The sequence below is a fragment of the Eubacterium sp. 1001713B170207_170306_E7 genome, from assembly GCF_015547515.1.
In the GTDB taxonomy this organism is placed as follows: Bacteria; Bacillota; Clostridia; order Eubacteriales; family Eubacteriaceae; genus Eubacterium.
This window is the reverse complement of record NZ_JADMVE010000001.1, coordinates 46,972-63,719: the sequence shown is the minus strand read 5'-3', so window position 1 is coordinate 63,719 and position 16,748 is coordinate 46,972. Positions and strand designations below refer to the sequence as shown.

Below are 16,748 nucleotides of genomic sequence, written 5' to 3'. Positions count from 1 at the left end.
CCGTCCGCGCTTTGTCATATGTGTCACATGACAACACCCGGCTTTAATTCTTTGATTTTATATTTTATTAAAGCAAAAAACTTTACTCTATTTCCTTCAACCCGTCCAGAATCGCCTGAAACTCCTTTGGTAATGGCGCAGAAAATTCCATGTATTCGCCTGTACGCGGGTGTTTAAAGCCTAACAGCTCGGCGTGAAGGCACTGCCCCTGGGTTTTGAAGGGATTTTTTTTATCGCCCTTGTATAAAGGATCTCCCGCAATGGGGTAACCGATGGCCTGCATATGCACCCGGATCTGATGGGTTCTGCCAGTTTCCAGCCGGAACTGCATAAGTGTATAGCCCTCGACGTAGCGTTTAAGCGTCTCAAAGTGCGTAACCGCTTCTTTTGCATTTTCCTTTACGACCGCCATACGGATACGGTCTTTGGGATGCCTGCCGATGGGCATATCAATGGTACCGCGGTTGTTTTCCATAATCCCTTTCACCAGCGCCTTATACTGGCGCGTAATGGTATGCGCCTTCAGCTGCCCGGTCAGATTCTGATGGGCCGCATTATTTTTGGCCACCATCAGGAGCCCCGAGGTATCCTTATCAATCCGGTGGAGGATCCCTGGCCGGTAAACGCCGTTAATACTTGACAGCTCGCCGGTATGGTACATCAGCGCATTGACCAGCGTGCCGGAAGGGCTTCCCGGAGCCGGGTGCACCACCATCCCCTTGGGTTTATTGACCACAATCACATCTTCATCCTCATAGATAATCTCTAGGGGGATGTTCTCTGGCTCAATGGCGCTTTCCACGGGATCGGGTACGGCGATGGCGATGACCTCACCGCCCTTCAGCTTATAGCTGGCCTTTTTCTGGCTGCCATCCACCTTCACAGCACCTTCCGTCAGTAAATTCTTGATATAGCCTCTGGAAAAATCCGGCTCCTGCTCGGCGCAATAAGCGTCCAGACGCACCCCCGCGCTTTCTTCCGGGACATGGTATTCTTTTATTTCCATTTAATCATTCCTCAATTTCTTCTAAATATATTTGTCGACCACCAGGCGCAGGTTTCCTTTTTTAGTGACACCGCCGAGCTCTGTGACCACTGCTTTGCCCTTGCCTCTGAGCGAAATAATATCGCCAGCCTTGATCCGGTAATCATTTTTCGTTATTTCCTCGTAATTGACACGGACCCGGCGCTGCTTGATATAGGTAATGCTGTCCTGACGCGAAAAACCCCATATTTTATTGATCACACCGTCCAGACGGTCCGAGGCGGCTACCAGCTCCAGACGCTTAAACCGCAGCTCAAAGGCTTTGATCTGATCCGCCTTTAGTATTTCAGGCTTAATGGTCCGGCCCTTTATCTTTGTGAAGTTCAGGGCAATGAAATCCCTCAGGCGGTCTGCAAAGATCACCTGTACCATTTCATCTCCCACATGAATGTCGCCCACACATTCACGCGTGATGCCGAGGTGCATCAGTTCGCCCAGCACATTGCGGTGATCCATTGGAAATTCCTTTGGGAAAAGGACCGCCAGCATTGGCCATTCAAGATCACTGGCATCTACATAGTCCGGATAAACACACAGCATTCTCCGGCCGGCGTTTTCCATTCCTCCCCAGAAAAGATAGGGCTCACCTGAACGCTTCAAGATTTTTTCCATTTTCAGCTGCATGGCTTCATCCTGGAAATCAAAAAACAGGGGGGCATAATTATTCTGACAGGCTTCCTCTACTCTGGCCAGCAGAAATTCATCTTTTTTATCCATTTTCACTCCTTATACTACCGGGGTTTTCCAGCGCCCCAACTTTAAATAAACGATCTCTGCCACCACCGAGACCAACGTGGCCGCCGGTGCCGCCAGACCGATGGCCATCAGGCTGCCGGACAGCGCCACACTCAAAACCCATGCCAGCGGCAGGCGGACAAGCAGAGACGCCGCCACACCGTTGACCATTGAAAAGGTCGTCCGTCCACAGCCGTTAAAAAAGCCGAGAAAGCAGAAGCCAAAGGCCACAAGCATAAAATCAATGCTGAACGTCCTCAGATAGGCGGTCCCCGCCGCTACAACCGCGGGCTCCGCCCTGAAGATCTGTAAAATGGACGCTGGAAACGCCTGCGCCCAGATAAAAAAGGGAACGGAACAGACCAACGACATCACAATACTGGCAAAGAGGGACTTTTTTGCCCGCTCAGGCTGGCCCGCGCCGATATTTTGAGCGGCGATGGCGGCGATGGCGCCGGAAAAAGCGCCGGCAGGAAGCATGGCAAAAGCGTCAAACTTACCCGCAATGCCTACCGCTGCGGCCGCAACCACCCCCATGGTGTTGATGATGGCTGTAATAAACAGAAAAGAAATCTGCAGCAGGGTCTCCTGAAGGGAGACTGGAATCCCAACCTTTAAGAGCCTGATTACCTTGTCTTTGTAAATCCTGAAACTGTCCTTTTTAAATTTAAAAATAAAATCCTTCCGGTTCAGATAGACGACTGCAAGAATCATGCTGACCCCCTGAGAGCCCGCAGTAGCCAGAGCCGCGCCCGCCGCGCCCATTTTCAGGACACCGACCAGCAGTAAGTCAAAAACGATGTTAAACACACAGGCTACCGCAATAAAATACAGCGGGCTTTTTGAATCCCCCAGGCCTCTGAGCATGGCGGCCAGAGCGTTATAGCCAAAGATAAAAAAGATTCCGCAGGCACAGATCCGAACATAATCCATGGCCGAAGCAAAGGACGCCTGAGGCGTTTTCAAAAGATTTAAAAAAGGGCCGGCCAGGCAAAATAACAGGATTGTCATCAAAAACGCGGCGATGGCAAAAAGAGTCAGCATGGTACTGATGGTCTCAAGGGTATCCTTTTCCCTGCCGCCGCCATAATATTGGGCGATGATGATGGTACCGCCCATGGTCAGACCCGCTACAAAGCTTATGACAATCTGCATCATCTGCGTTCCGATGGAGACTGCCGCGACGACAGCGGCATCGTTAAACCAGCCGACCACCATCATATCCACCGCGCCGTAAAGCGCCTGGATAAAATTAGCCAGCAGATAGGGCAGCGCAAAAACTGCCAGCGTTTTATAAATATTGCCCTTTGTCAGGTTTTGTATTCTCTGTTCCAAACGCTATCCCCCCAAACAATTCATAAACAATCTTTTTAATTATAGCTAAAAACGCAGCGATTCACAAGCAAAACCCACGACAAAAAAACCGGTGTTCTGCCACCGGTTTCAGTCTGTCAAAAAGCAACGAGACGAAGCCTTTTACCTAAGGAGGAAAAAACGGCCTGCGGGCACTACCCATGCAGTTTCAGCTTCTTTACTAAGGCTCATCCCTTATCTCCCCAGTGTCCGGCTGCTCCTCTAATACGGCATGATTTCCGGCCGTTATCCACAGCGCCTGGACCTTTTTTCTTATCTGGATAAAAGGCGCAGTCTCAGACTACGCCACTTTTTAACAGCCTTTAGCCGGTATTTTATTACCGGTTTTTCACACAAAACCTTCTTCCTTTAGCTCACTCCATAGATTCGAGGATCTCATAGGGTTCTGATTTTGACAATTCAAGAACGAATTCTCCCCTTCCGTTCTCTGTCATTCCCAGACGAATCCCAATGCGTTGATCACCTGTTGCAACAAGAAGCCTTTTCTCGTCTTCCTCCAGCAGCGTGAGATTTTCATTGCGGTAAACGACCATTGTCTTAATCTGCATTATTTTTTCCAGATCTTCATAGCGGACCATCTTGGTAAAATCACCATAACTGCTTTGTCTGAAACCCGGCGGCGCCTGATTACCGTCCACAATTAATTTAAAGGTATCTGGCATAATTTCCTGGCATTTAAAGGTTTCTCCATGATACAAAGCATATTGCCCTGAGCGCATATTTTGTTCACCTCCTTTCATGTATAATAGAAAACTTTTATGTATTCGTTTTCTAAGAGACTTTAAATGAAACCGTCTGTCCATGGCGGCAGACGGTTATAAGCTAAAAAATCGCGCTGATCAGCATTTTATACAGTGGAAAAATGATAAACTGAAGCAAAACCACTGCCGCAATCCCAGAAAAATCAATGGGACCAATGATGGCGAAACGGCGCAGAGGTGATAAAATCGGCTCAGTCAGGCCATAAATCACTTTGACGATCGGATTATCCGGGCTTGGGTTAAACCAGCTCATCAGAATATTCGCTACAATCAGGAGCGTGATTAATTCAACAAGGTATTGACCGGCAACCAGTAAAATGTTTTCGATCATTCCTATTTATCATCATCCCAGTTTAAAATAGGGGTAATTGTTTCACTTTCGTCCTTTTCCATGCTGGTAGAAACAGAAACCTGTTTTGGCGCAAGGATAAAAACATTATCGGCGATACGGTTAATGGAGCCCTCCAGCGCAAAAACAGCTCCGTTAAGAAAATCAAAAATTTTCTGGCCGTCTTCGTACTCTGTGTTTTTAAGGTTAACGACAACCGTTTTATCCGCTTTGATTTTATTGACAATCCCGGGTGCGTCCTCGAAACGTTCAGGGTCTAAAACCAAAACCTCCGGACCGTCGCCAATGCCTACAAGACCAGTACGTTTCGGGGCAGGCGTTGTTTTCTTGGGCTGGGGTGCATAGGTGTTTCTCGGTTCTTCGACGGCTTCCTCTACTTCATCATCATAATACTCATCATCGTAGTATTGATCGTCGTCATCCATTTCCATACCGAAAACCTTTATGATTTTATCTTTGAATTTTTCGTTTGCCATGCTGTTTCTCCTAACGATTAAATATTTTTCTTCCGATCCTTACAATCGTAGCCCCTTCTTCTATGGCGATGGGGTAATCATCCGTCATTCCCATGGATAAATATTGCATATTTATATTTTCTCCATGGTATTCTGTGTCTATTGTATCATATAATTCTTTTAATTGCTTAAAAACTTTATGAATTTCATCAGAATTTTTTGTCATGGGGCCAATACACATCAGACCCTGAATCTCAAGGTGCGGACAATTTCCCGCTTCCTCCATGACCTGCTTGTATTCTTCTGCCATGAAACCGGACTTACTGTCCTCCTCGGCGAGATTAAACTGAATCAGAACATGCGTCCGCACACCGTGCTTGGCGCTTTCCTTTTCAATGGTTTTCAGGAGCTCGATGGAGTGCACCGAATGGATCAGGTCAACCCTGCCCATCAGGTACTTGACCTTATTGCGCTGCAAATGCCCAATAAAATGCCAGCGTACCGGTCCTTTGATCTCATCGACCTTTGCCAGAAATTCCTGTACCTTATTTTCTCCAAGATCATGGACGCCGGCGTCAACAACTGCCTGTGTCTCCTCAACACTGCGGTGTTTGGTCACCCCCACCAGTGTTACATTTTCCGGAATGTCTTTTTTTATTGCCGCGATATTTTCCGCAATGACATGATCTGCCATCTTCATTTCACTTCTTTCTCTGAAAATTTATGGATAAACCTTAATGGTCGTACCAGAGGACAGGGCTTTGTTATTTTCGTCATCCAGTTTTAAAACAGCCATCCCCTTATCGTACTTGTACACCGTTACGGGTGTCAATTCCTCGAAATAGCCCTTTTCAAGCGTTTTTACATAGGTCGCGCCTTCTTTTTTAATGATCGCGCTCTGCGGAACCTGAAAACAGCTGAACCGCTCGATATTAACATCGGTATTTATCATGATCTCGTTGGCAAAGACATTGACATAATCCTTGACCAGCATGACGATGATTTTGTTATCGCCATCCTCAATAACATCAACCAGATAGCCTTTATAGGTATTCTGGCCATTTTCAAAAGAAAGGGTAGGATAATAGCGGAGCTGATCCACCCGTTTGACCAGGAATTTATAATATTCCGCGTTCTTTTCTGAACCGCGGGTTCCCATATATTCTTCCTTGTTCGCCAGTGCTTCCTCTTCACCCTCCACCGCTTCGCTGTTGGGGATTGAAAAAGCCGTGAAGATATGGTCGTTATTAATAATTTTAAGGGCCGTCTGATCCTCTTTGTCAATTTTGCTGGCCGTCTTCAGAAAATTCGTGTTAATATAAGGCAGAGCACTTTCGCTGACGACTTTTTCCATGGCATTAAGGGTAGTATAAACATACCCTGAGCCCATCATCTGTAAACCACTTAATGTCATGTCTCTTGCCTGGCCGTCGTTTAAGCTCTCGTATACGGCCTTCTGCTGATTAAGCTCATCTTGGTTTTCGCCCATAAACTGAACGGAGTCAACCAGAAATTCCTTTCTCTGCCGGTCAGCCTGGCCAAACTGTGTGGTGATCTTGGCCATACCCACGTAATTTGCCGTAATTTCATTAATGACTGAAGGCCAGTCATTATAATACTTATCCGCCATAATCTGATCAATGGTTTCGATCTGGTATTTCAGAAAATTCTGATTTATCGCCTTCGGCGACTGGGTCAGCGTTTTGTAGCCGTTGGTCTTTTCCCCTTCCGGCAGGGTTAAATCTGCCGCAGAGAAATCATCCAGCTCGATATAATCAATGTCTTTAAAAAAGAAAAAATTGGTTTTATAAGCATTGGTATATTCAGAGGTCTCCAGCAGCATCCGCTGATTGTTCCGGTAAATACCCGCAACGATTATGACGGCAACTAAAAAAAAACGACGCCAATAATCAATTTTCTCCGTTTATTGACCCGTCTCTTCGATTCTCGTGTAGCTTGACTCATCTTATTCACCTGTTAGTTTACTGATTTTGTTATAATTACTGATTTTGAATAAAAAAAATGGTCTGAGTGAGAGGATTCGAACCTCCGGCCTCGTGAACCCCATTCACGCGCGCTACCAAACTGTGCTACACCCAGACATCGAAGATTATTATAGCGGTTTTTATGAAAAATTTCAAGTGGAAATCTCAATATTTAATGAAAAAATAAGAAAAATATTGAGAAGGGTCGAAAATTTATTACCTCAAACGGTTTCTGTGCCTTTATTTCACGTTAAGACCCCGGTCATCTGGGTATTTATCTATTAGCACTCCAAAGATAAGGAATGGTACCCGTATAAAATGAAAAACCAATTACTCAACGATACAACAAAAACGTCAAAGCTGACACTTTTCAGCTTTTTCGCTATGACAGCCTCAATGGTTATGACCGCGGATAAATACGCGACCTTTGCCTCCTCAGGCTTCTCACTGGCCTTTTTCCTGGTTGCAGGCGGCTTCCTGTGGTTTATCCCCGTCTCGCTCTGCGCCGCAGAAATGGCCACCGTTGAAGGCTGGGAGGAAGGCGGCGTGTTTACCTGGGTCGGTAAGACCATTGGTGAACGCTTTGGCTTTGCAGCCATATTTTTTCAGTGGTTCCAGATTACCATCGGTTTTATATCAATGATTTACTTTATCCTTGGCTCCTTCTCCTATGTCTTTAACATACCTGCTTTGGAACAAAATCCTTTCATTAAATTCATTGGTGTTCTGGTGGTTTTCTGGGCCCTGAGCCTGTCACAGCTTGGCGGCACAAAATACACCGCCATGATTTCAAAGATCGGCTTTATCGCCGGCATTCTGTTCCCGGTACTGCTGCTTTTTGGGCTGACCGGCGCCTATGTTTCCTCCGGCGGACCGATTCATCTGGAAATGAACCTGCATACCCTGATCCCTGATTTTAAGGATGTGGACGACCTGGTAATCTTTGCCTCCTTTATCCTGTCCTTTATGGGAATTGAGGTTTCTGCCACTCACGTCAATCAGCTGAAAAACCCCAGCCGAAACTACCCCCTGACCATGATCATCTTAGTCGTGCTGGCAATTATTTTAAATACCGTGGGCGGTATTTCTGTCGCGATGGTCGTTCCCGCCCAGGATCTGAGCTACAGCTCCGGAGTGGTACAGACCTTTGAAAATCTGTTCCGCTATTTTAATCCAAACCTGCTCTGGATGGTACGTATACTCGGGGCCATGATTGCCGTCGGCGTTATGGCAGAGGTCAGCTCATGGGTTGTCGGCCCGTCACGGGGACTTTACGTGGCGGCTAAGGATAACCTGCTGCCAAAAGTTTTTAAAAAGACCAACAGGCGCGGCATTCCCACAAATCTGATATTGGGCCAAGGCGTCATTGTCACCATCTGGGCGGCAGTCCTGACCTTTGGCGGCGGCGGAAACAACCTTTCGTTTTTAACCGCCATATCTCTGTCCGTTGTGATTTATCTGATCACTTACTTTTTATTCTTCGGCGCTTACTTTATTCTGCTGTATAAGCATCCCGAGTATAAAAGAGCTTACCAGATCCCTGGCGGACGGCTCGTTAAAACCATTGTTGCTGGCATCGGGCTTCTGATGTCGATCTTCACCTTTGTGGTGACCTTTTTCCCGCCCGATCAGCTGGCCCCTGGCAATGATATGCGCTACGATATGATCCTGGTGATCAGCTTCTTAATCGTACTGACACTCCCCTTCCTGCTCTATCATATTGAGCGGAAAAAACATAAAAACTAAAGAAAGAAGGCACTTAAATGAAAATTGCTTTTTACGATACAAGACCCTACGATAAACTCTGGTTCGATCCCCTTTTGAGAGAGGCGGGCCACGAACCCCGTTATATTGAAAACCGCCTGGATATCCATACACTGGAATATGCCCAGGGGGCTGACGCGATCTGTGTCTTTGTCAATGACAAGGTCACAAAGGAAATCATAGACCGGCTGTCGGAGATGAAAACACACCTTATTCTTCTGCGCAGCGCAGGCTACAACAATGTCGATATGAAAGAAGCCTATGAAAAACACATCCGCATTCTGAGGGTTCCGGCCTACTCCCCGGCTGCCGTGGCAGAGTACGCCGCCTCACTGCTTTTAGCCGTCAACCGCAAAACACACAAAGCCTATGCCCGGACACGCGACTTTAATTTTAATATTGACGGCCTGACCGGCATGGACCTTTATGGGAAAACCGCCGGCGTTATCGGAACCGGCCGCATTGGGCAGATGATGATCGACATTCTGAAGGGCTTTCATATGAACGTGATCGCCTATGATGTTTTTCCAAACGCCAAGCTGGATATCCAGTATGTGCCGCTCGAAGAGCTGATGGAAAAATCCGATATCATCTCGCTTCACTGTCCTCTAACCGAAGAAACCCGTCATATCATCAATGATCAGACCATTGGCATGATGAAGGAAGGCGTTATTTTAATCAATACCTCCCGCGGAGCACTGATCGACACCCAGGCTCTGATTAACGGTATCAACGCCCATAAAATCGGCGGCGTTGGCCTGGATGTCTACGAAGAAGAGGACAGCTACTTTTTTGAAGACTGGTCCAATAAAATCATGGATGACCGTGACCTTGCAAGGATCATTACCTTCCCCAACGTTTTGCTGACCAGCCATCAGGCTTTTTTAACCACAGAGGCGCTGCACCAGATTGCCGCAACGACCCTCGAAAACATAAAAGCCTATGAAGCACACGAATTTACCCCCAATGAAATCTGTTACCAGTGCGAGGAAAAAGGGGACTGCCGCCGCCGGGAAAACCATCAGACCTGTTTCTGAGCCGACAGATGACACAAACTCCGGAGGACAGCTGATATGATTGTCCTTCGGCTTATTGTGTTTTAAATAATCTGTGTTATAATGGGTGGAACTTTCACCAAGGAGATTATCTATGGACAACACAAGCCGGGAGCTATCCATCCCTTTCAAATTAATGATTGCCCTGATCATGGCCTTTGTTTACGCGGCCCTGAATATTCTTCTGGCTGACTTCAGTCTGGTCGAGGTGCCTTATGTGTCCATCCGGCCCCAGCTTATCCTTCCCCTGCTTTCAGGATATCTACTGGGGCCTTTTTATGGTTTTACCGTCGGCTTTCTCGGCAACGCCATGAGCGACATCGTAACCGGCTACGGTATTGAATTTTTGCTGAACTGGAGCATCGCCAATGGACTCTACGGTCTGATCATGGGGTTTTTCCCTAAAACGGAAGATAAAATCCGTACGAACCGGTCCTTTACGATCTTTTTTTTATATATCCTGTTGGTTAATATCGTCCCCGCCGCCTATGCACTGCTAACGCGGGTGGTGGAGCCAGGGGTTGACGCTCTGCAAAAATTTGTCGGTCTGGGACTGCCCATTGTTGTCTCAAACACCCTTGTCTGTACCCTGCTTTTTCCAATCGTTCTGATGTTTCTGAAAAAAATTGAACTGAATTTTGAAATTAAAATCACACTGCTGGTCTATTATTTCTCTCTGATTTCTGTGATGGCGGTTTTTGTGGCGACCATTGCGATCCTGTACAGCATGAATCTGCTCAATACCGACAGCCACACCTTTGCCCTGATTATTTATGATCTGTCCATCATTCCCCTGGTGGCCATTAACCTGATTGGCTTTGGCATCTCCAACGCCATCAGCCAGAAGCTCTTAAACCCGCTGCTTTTAATGACAGAGGACATAAAGCAGATGGATGGGGAAAACTGGAACAAAAAGCTGGATGTCCACACCGGAGACGAACTGGAGGTTCTTGCCACGGCCTTTAATGAGATGATCGACAAAATCAACGATACCATGCGCAAGCTCTGGGCCAACGTTGCAGAAAAAGAACGTCTGGCTGCTGAAAAGGAAAGAAGCTCCACCGAGCTGAGCATTGCCCAGCAGATTCAGACAGCGATGTTACCCGACCCCTTTCCAACCTTTCCTGACCGGTCTGAGTTCAGCATCAGCGGCCGCATGACTCCGGCCAAGGAGATCGGCGGGGATTTCTACGATTTCTTTTTAATGGATGATGACAAGCTTGTTTTTATCATCGCGGATGTATCCGGCAAGGGTGTTCCAGCCGCTCTTTTTATGATGAGCTCTAAGGAACACATCATTGACCAGGTGCTGACAGGTCTGGATGTTGACGAAATCTTTACGCGTGCCAATCACCATTTATACAAAAACACAGCCGAAGGTGTTTTTCTTACCACCTTCCTCGGGATCTTAAACCTGAAAACCGGGATTCTGTCCTTTGTCAACGCCGGGCACAACCCACCGCTTTTAAGACGCCGGAACGAAAGGTTCGAGCCTCTTGACATGAAGCCAGGCTTTGTCATGGCGATTCTGCCCGATGTGCGTTACAAACGCCAGACCCTTAAGCTTAATCCGGGGGACGCGCTCTTTTTATATACCGACGGCGTCACCGAAGCGGTCGATAAAAACGGCGCCTTTTTCCAGGAATACCGCCTGAAAAAAGCACTGAACGACCTGCCTCACTACGATGATCACTCTTCTGAATATATTCTTCACCAGATCCGCGGCTGCCTGTCCGAGTTTACACAGGACGCCGAGCAGCATGATGATATCACCATGCTCTGCCTTAAATTCCGCCGTCCCATGGTCTCTTAAACCAAAACAGACAGGACATTTCTGCCATGTCCTGTCTCAACTTAAAAATCTTGAATATTTTTTTCAATAAAATTAAAAAGCGCCTGGGCCTGTGCTCTTCCGCTGTTTAACAAACGGAGGATATAGCTCCCGTCATCGGTTTGCTTTACATTTTCCGGAACCGGATTTTTTCTTTTCTCTTTTTTAAGACACAGCTGTATTTCCTCAAACCAGATTCCCAGCTGCTGCACTGCTTCTTCTGTCTCACCTTTTTTCTCCGGCTCAATTCCCTGCAGACCGATCAGGTAATACACATCCGCCAGGGCCGTCATCAGCTGACGGTTTTCCGGCAGGAAGCCCTCTACCAGCTGATTGCACGAACCCGAAACCGACGCCTGGTAATCGGCCTCTATCTGGTCGCTGACCAGATAGGATTTCAGGATAATCTCACGAACAACATCCCGGTGCTGTTCTCCCTTCAGCAGTTGTTTTATACGCATAACCATTGCCCGGTCCAATACCACCAAACGGTCCATCTCGATTTTAAACTGATCATAATACCGCATAGGCAGTATGAATTTACTGGCCAGTACAGACACCAGCACCGCCCCCAGTGTAAAGAGCAGCCGCAGCGCCAGAGCGTCGTTAGAGGGCATTGTCAGTGTTGTCTGCGAAAGGGCAAAGCAGGTGGCAAAAACCACAAGGGTAGCGTAATCATCAGCCGCATAAATACAGAAGGCAGCCATGACGGTCAAGACCATATGCTCCGGGTAAGTCGTGAAAACTGAAAAAAGAAAAAAGGCCGCAGCCAGCCCAATGACCGTTCCCTTTATACGGTCAAGGCTTTTACTCACACTCTCGTCATAAAAAGGACGTGTGAGTATATAGGCCGCCAGCGGCAGCCAATAGCCATGTGTCACTGGCAGCAGACCGGATACCAAAAATGTAAAAGTCAAAACCAGTGACAGCCTGACACCGAATCGAAATTTAAAGGACTCAATCGAAAGATGCGCGTAAATACGCCCCAGCATCCTTGATTTCCGCGGGATAACCCACTCCCTGTAAACACCGCTTCCAGCCGCTTCAGAAATCCCCTCCAACGCATTGATCAAAAGGTTTATATCGAGCAGCATGCTGTCATTGATATCTGTTTTATCCATACGACAGTTGTCCGAAAAGGCGATCAGTTCTCCGACAACCTCACGATACTCACGACTGTCAAAGTCTCTGATCAGGTGCTCCAGAACCCTGATCAGCCCTTTAAGATAAGCCCTGTTGGCATCGGTCAGAAGCTCCGGCTTCCTGAAAAAGGTCAGAATCAGGTTTTCCATACGCTGAAAAATCATGACCAGCCTAAAATAGCAGGCCCCTTCGATGGTGGTAAAATAACGAAAGCGTCTTGTTTTATAAATCCGGCCGCATAAATTTTGATTGATTTTTAAAAGCTCCCGCTGCGCTTCCTGCGCCGCTTCACGGTTGTCCAGAACCAAAGCCGAAAAGGACTCTGTAATTTTAATAAAAGCACTTTTTGAAATATCGTGAATCGCTGGTACCGGTTTAAAATGCTTCCAGATCCTTAAGCCGATATAAACCAGAAGAAAAGAATAGACCAGCGCCAGAAGGCGCATGGGAATGTCTGTGAGCTGAATGGGGATAAGCTGCATGAAAACAAAGCTCATACCAAATGGAAAATAACTGCCCGGCGTATACTCGTCAGTCATGAAATAGACAAGCAAAAAAGGAACGGTTAAATTGATCAGGACGGTCATCGCGAGACCCAGGCCCGCGGCAAAGGCACAGAAAGCCAGAAACATGTTAATGCCCAAAGCTTTGAGTATAAGCCACTCCACCCCATCCTCATTTCGTGTTCTGAGAAAAAGAACGGTGACCGGTGACGCAAGCATCGCGTTGGCCGCGCCAAAAAGCAGCTGATTCGAAAAGAAAATGGCTAAAAGAATCAATGCCGGCGGAAACGCTTTGATAAAGTGCTCTTTGATTTTCAGGGCTTTTATGGATTCCCGCATACTGCCTGCCCCCTCTTTGTCCCTGTTTTTAAAATTTCTGCATGAAAAATGAAGACCCGCTTCCCGGCAAAACGCCTATGTCCGTAAACCAAAAGAACATATCCGAAGGTCTTCATTTTTCAGAATAACACAAAATCCTTTAAATATTATTATTTTATGAATTTGTCGATGGCGTCGTTCAATTCCGCCAGAACCTCCAAATCATTTTCCTCCACCGCATCGACCACACAGTGGCTGATATGATCTTTTAAAATCAGCTTTCCGATATTATTGACAGCGGATTTAACGGCGGATATCTGGATCAGAATTTCGCTGCAATCCCTGCCTTCCTCTACCATTCTCTTTACCGATTCCATGTGGCCGATGGCCCTGGACATCCGGTTGAGCACAGCCTTCCGGTTTTCATGCTCATGCTCGTGTTCATGCTTGGCTGCCATTTTATTTCTCCTGTTCACCTTGTTCTTTTACTTGTATTATATAGCAACCATCTGCCATTTACCACCATTAAAACGCCGCAGCAGTAAAAAACCTCGCACTGTAATATCGAGAATATAGGCGGTCCACACCCCCACCAGTCCAAAGCCGCACACAACACCAAGAAAATAACCGACACAGACCCGAATGCCCCAGATCCCAAACAGTGTCAGAAGCATGGGATAGCGCGTGTCGCCAGCCCCCTGTAAAGCGCTTTCAATCACCTGGGTTAAGGCGCTGCAGGGCTGAAAAAGCGCAATCATCCGCAAAACCGTTACCGCAAGCGTCTGCACCTCCGGCGTTTGTGTGAAGGCCGCCGCAAAAAACGGCGCAAAGATGAAGATCACCACGCCCATCAGCACCATGAAAATGGTGGAAAGCGTGTTTGAGGCCAGCGCCATACGGCGGGCCTTCTCCGGGTTGTTTTCTCCAAGTCCAATGCCGACCAGCGTTGCCGCCGCCACCCCAAATCCCATGGAAGGAATATAGGTGTAGTTTTCAATGGTGCCTGCGATATTATGCGCCACATAGGCGTCTGCGCCGATGGACAGGATCATGGCGCCGTATACCAGCTGACCGGCGCGCATGATCAGCTTTTCACCGCCGGCTGGGATACCAATGCGTAAAATTGACCGGAGCATTTCTGCGTCAAGAACCCAGCCCTTAAGCGGCAGCCTTAAAAAACCATTCCCCTTTACCAGGCGCGCTGCCAGCAAAGCCACGCCAAAGACCCGTGACAGCGTAGTCGCCAGCGCCAGCCCCGCAATGCCGAAACCAAGCCTGATGAAAAAAACATTCAAAAAAATATTCAGGACATTGGCGATTCCTGTTGCCACCATAGGGGTAACATTATCCTTTGTGGCCCTCAGGCAGCTGGATAAAACCAGTGACAGGCATAAAAACACAATGGGCACCACCACCACCATATAATATGGTACCGCATAATCCAAAATGCCCTCGCCGGCGCCCGAAACTTTGAGAATAGGCCTGTAAAAGACCAGGTTCATCAAACCGACACTGACGCCAATAAACAGGCTGAGCAAAACCGACTGCTGAAGCGCCCGGTTGCCGCTTTCCATATCGCCGCGCCCCACATATCTGCCGATAACCGCCAGCGTGCCCACACTGACCGCTGTAAAAAGCGCAATAAAGATATTAACAATCAGGTTGGTTACACCGACTGCCGCGATGGCATCGTCTGAAATTTGTCCTGCAAAAAAGGTGTCGACCGTTCCCAGCAGTGTTTGCAGAATGGTCTCCACCACCACGGGCAGCGCCAATACACCAATGACCTTCAGGTCGTTTTTGTTCATTTTCAAATGAAACATGCTGCACCTCCATAACCCCCTATGGGGGTTATTTTCAGTATAGCACCCTTCCACCGATTTTACAAGCAAATTAAGAAAACCCCCTAAGGGGGTTAAATGAAATTAATTTTTCTGCTGATACAAATGGTTCAGTGGTCCGTTTCCTTTTCCAAGGTCAAGGCCATCCAGGATTGCGCCATGCACATAAGCCTTTGCGTTTTTAACCGCGTCCATCATGGTATCGCCCTTTGCCAGATTCGCGGCGATGGCAGAGGACAGCGTGCAGCCTGTACCGTGGGTATTGGGGTTATCCACCTTTTCTTCGGGCAGCCAATAGCCAAAGCCTTCATAATAAAACAAATCATCCGCACGGTCTTCCAAATGCCCGCCCTTTACCAATATTGCGCCTTTATAGTAGCCGGCGATATCGCGGGCGGCACGGATCATGTCATTTTTAGATTTAATGGGAATACCCGATAAAATCTCGGCTTCTGAAATATTCGGGGTGATCAGATCTGCCAGCGGCATCAGGTCGTTAATCAAAACCGACTGGGCTTCTCTGTCAAAAAGGACGTCACCGCTGGTGGCGACCATCACCGGGTCCAGCACAATATTTTCAGGGGTATATTCTCTCAGCTTTTTAGAAATGGCATGAATAATGGCTTCTGAAGAAACCATACCGATCTTTACCGCATCCGGCACAATGTCTGTAAAGACTGCATCCATCTGAGCTTCCACCATTTTTTCAGAAATATCCTCTACTCTGAATACTCCAGTGGTATTCTGCGCCGTTATGGCAGTGATCACACTCATGCCGTAAACACCATAAGCCGCAAAGGTTTTGAGATCTGCCTGTATCCCCGCGCCTCCGCTGCAATCGGAGCCTGCAATTGTCAATGCCTTAATCATTTGATTTCACCATCTTTTCAGATAATTTTCGAATTCTTTGTGCCGCAGCCCGCGTATCCGGCTGGGCAAACACAGCCGAAATCACCGCGACGCCGTCGACATTTGAGCCGGAAAGCGCCAACAGGTTTTCCTCGCTGATACCACCGATGGCCACCACTGGAATTTCCACACGGTCACAAATGCTTTTGAGCGTCTCAAAAGAAACCGCCTTCGCGTCAGTCTTTGTAGACGTTGAAAAAACCGCACCCACACCAAGGTAATCCGCGCCGTCTTTTTCTGCCGCCAAAGCCTGCTCCAGCGTCTGGGCGGACACGCCTAAAATCTTATCTGGGCCGATTTTCTTCCGGGTCTCGGCCACAGCACCATCGCTCTGACCAATGTGGACGCCATCTGCGTCCACCTCCAAAGCGATCTCCACATCATCATTGATCACATAGGGAATGCCCGCTGCCTCTGCCAACGCCTTCAGGCTCCGGGCTTCACTGACAAAATCCTGGCGCGCCATATCCTTTTCCCTGATCTGAAGAAAGGTCGCGCCGCCCTCTATCGCGGCCTGAACCTCTTCCTTAAGGGTACTTTCACCAAGCCACGAACGGTCCGTGACGATATAGAGCAGCATATCTTCTTTTTTTACATTGTTTTTCATAATTCTCCTAATTTGACAATCAAATCTTAGCTTTCACTTTTCCTGTTTGTTTTATACCCGATTGAGATATTTT

The 16,748-nt window shown here is 47.6% G+C and carries 16 protein-coding genes and 1 tRNA gene; 3 read left to right on the top strand and 14 right to left on the bottom strand.

All coding sequences use genetic code 11. The annotated features are described in order from the left end of the window. Positions 1 to 82: 82 nt before the first annotated feature. The 9 genes from I2B62_RS00325 to I2B62_RS00285 form a co-directional block, all read right to left on the bottom strand. Positions 83 to 1,006: an RluA family pseudouridine synthase gene (locus tag I2B62_RS00325; RefSeq protein ID WP_195266997.1), complete on the bottom strand. Its 924-nt coding sequence runs from the start codon at positions 1,004 to 1,006 to the stop codon at positions 83 to 85. A 21-nt stretch (positions 1,007 to 1,027) separates the two neighbouring features. Next, positions 1,028 to 1,762: a YlmH/Sll1252 family protein gene (locus tag I2B62_RS00320; RefSeq protein ID WP_195266996.1), complete on the bottom strand. Its 735-nt coding sequence runs from the start codon at positions 1,760 to 1,762 to the stop codon at positions 1,028 to 1,030. Between the two features lie 9 nt (positions 1,763 to 1,771). Next, complete coding sequence (locus tag I2B62_RS00315) at positions 1,772 to 3,115, bottom strand: MATE family efflux transporter (protein ID WP_195266995.1); 1,344 nt, start codon at positions 3,113 to 3,115, stop codon at positions 1,772 to 1,774. A 392-nt stretch (positions 3,116 to 3,507) separates the two neighbouring features. After that, on the bottom strand, positions 3,508 to 3,873 hold the full coding sequence (locus I2B62_RS00310; protein ID WP_195266994.1) for a hypothetical protein: 366 nt from the start codon (positions 3,871 to 3,873) through the stop codon (positions 3,508 to 3,510). Between the two features lie 103 nt (positions 3,874 to 3,976). Then, the gene (locus I2B62_RS00305; RefSeq protein ID WP_195266993.1) at positions 3,977 to 4,246 is read right to left on the bottom strand and encodes a YggT family protein; all 270 of its coding nucleotides are present in this window, start codon (positions 4,244 to 4,246) and stop codon (positions 3,977 to 3,979) included. 2 nt (positions 4,247 to 4,248) lie between these two features. Beyond that, a complete protein-coding gene (locus I2B62_RS00300; protein WP_195266992.1) occupies positions 4,249 to 4,740 on the bottom strand; it encodes a cell division protein SepF in 492 nt (163 codons plus the stop codon). A 10-nt stretch (positions 4,741 to 4,750) separates the two neighbouring features. Continuing rightward, positions 4,751 to 5,419, bottom strand: coding sequence for a YggS family pyridoxal phosphate-dependent enzyme (locus I2B62_RS00295; RefSeq protein WP_243259381.1), 669 nt, complete (start codon positions 5,417 to 5,419; stop codon positions 4,751 to 4,753). Between the two features lie 21 nt (positions 5,420 to 5,440). Further along, entirely contained in the window at positions 5,441 to 6,562 is a 1,122-nt protein-coding gene (locus tag I2B62_RS00290; protein ID WP_195266991.1) for a hypothetical protein, read from the bottom strand. A 180-nt stretch (positions 6,563 to 6,742) separates the two neighbouring features. Next, a tRNA-Pro gene (locus tag I2B62_RS00285) sits at positions 6,743 to 6,819 on the bottom strand. A 203-nt stretch (positions 6,820 to 7,022) separates the two neighbouring features. Between I2B62_RS00285 and gadC the strand changes: the two genes are divergently transcribed. The 3 genes from gadC to I2B62_RS00270 all read left to right on the top strand — a co-directional run bounded on the left by gadC (position 7,023) and on the right by I2B62_RS00270 (position 11,336). Beyond that, on the top strand, positions 7,023 to 8,450 hold the full coding sequence (gene gadC, locus I2B62_RS00280) for a glutamate:gamma-aminobutyrate antiporter (protein ID WP_195266990.1): 1,428 nt from the start codon (positions 7,023 to 7,025) through the stop codon (positions 8,448 to 8,450). 17 nt (positions 8,451 to 8,467) lie between these two features. Further along, positions 8,468 to 9,505: a 2-hydroxyacid dehydrogenase gene (locus I2B62_RS00275; RefSeq protein WP_195266989.1), complete on the top strand. Its 1,038-nt coding sequence runs from the start codon at positions 8,468 to 8,470 to the stop codon at positions 9,503 to 9,505. Between the two features lie 112 nt (positions 9,506 to 9,617). Continuing rightward, positions 9,618 to 11,336: a SpoIIE family protein phosphatase gene (locus I2B62_RS00270; protein ID WP_195266988.1), complete on the top strand. Its 1,719-nt coding sequence runs from the start codon at positions 9,618 to 9,620 to the stop codon at positions 11,334 to 11,336. 41 nt (positions 11,337 to 11,377) lie between these two features. Here I2B62_RS00270 and I2B62_RS00265 read toward each other — a convergent pair whose 3' ends face one another. The 5 genes from I2B62_RS00265 to thiE form a co-directional block, all read right to left on the bottom strand. Beyond that, the gene (locus I2B62_RS00265; RefSeq protein ID WP_195266987.1) at positions 11,378 to 13,339 is read right to left on the bottom strand and encodes an FUSC family protein; all 1,962 of its coding nucleotides are present in this window, start codon (positions 13,337 to 13,339) and stop codon (positions 11,378 to 11,380) included. Positions 13,340 to 13,488: 149 nt separating this feature from the next. After that, positions 13,489 to 13,776, bottom strand: a complete 288-nt coding sequence (locus I2B62_RS00260; RefSeq protein WP_195266986.1) for a metal-sensing transcriptional repressor — start codon at positions 13,774 to 13,776, stop codon at positions 13,489 to 13,491. 36 nt (positions 13,777 to 13,812) lie between these two features. Further along, positions 13,813 to 15,141: an MATE family efflux transporter gene (locus tag I2B62_RS00255; RefSeq protein ID WP_195266985.1), complete on the bottom strand. Its 1,329-nt coding sequence runs from the start codon at positions 15,139 to 15,141 to the stop codon at positions 13,813 to 13,815. 102 nt (positions 15,142 to 15,243) lie between these two features. Continuing rightward, on the bottom strand, positions 15,244 to 16,029 hold the full coding sequence (thiD, locus tag I2B62_RS00250; protein WP_195266984.1) for a bifunctional hydroxymethylpyrimidine kinase/phosphomethylpyrimidine kinase: 786 nt from the start codon (positions 16,027 to 16,029) through the stop codon (positions 15,244 to 15,246). Beyond that, positions 16,022 to 16,675, bottom strand: coding sequence for a thiamine phosphate synthase (gene thiE, locus I2B62_RS00245; RefSeq protein ID WP_195266983.1), 654 nt, complete (start codon positions 16,673 to 16,675; stop codon positions 16,022 to 16,024). Before thiE ends, thiD begins: the two co-directional genes overlap by 8 nt. Positions 16,676 to 16,748 lie beyond the last annotated feature (73 nt).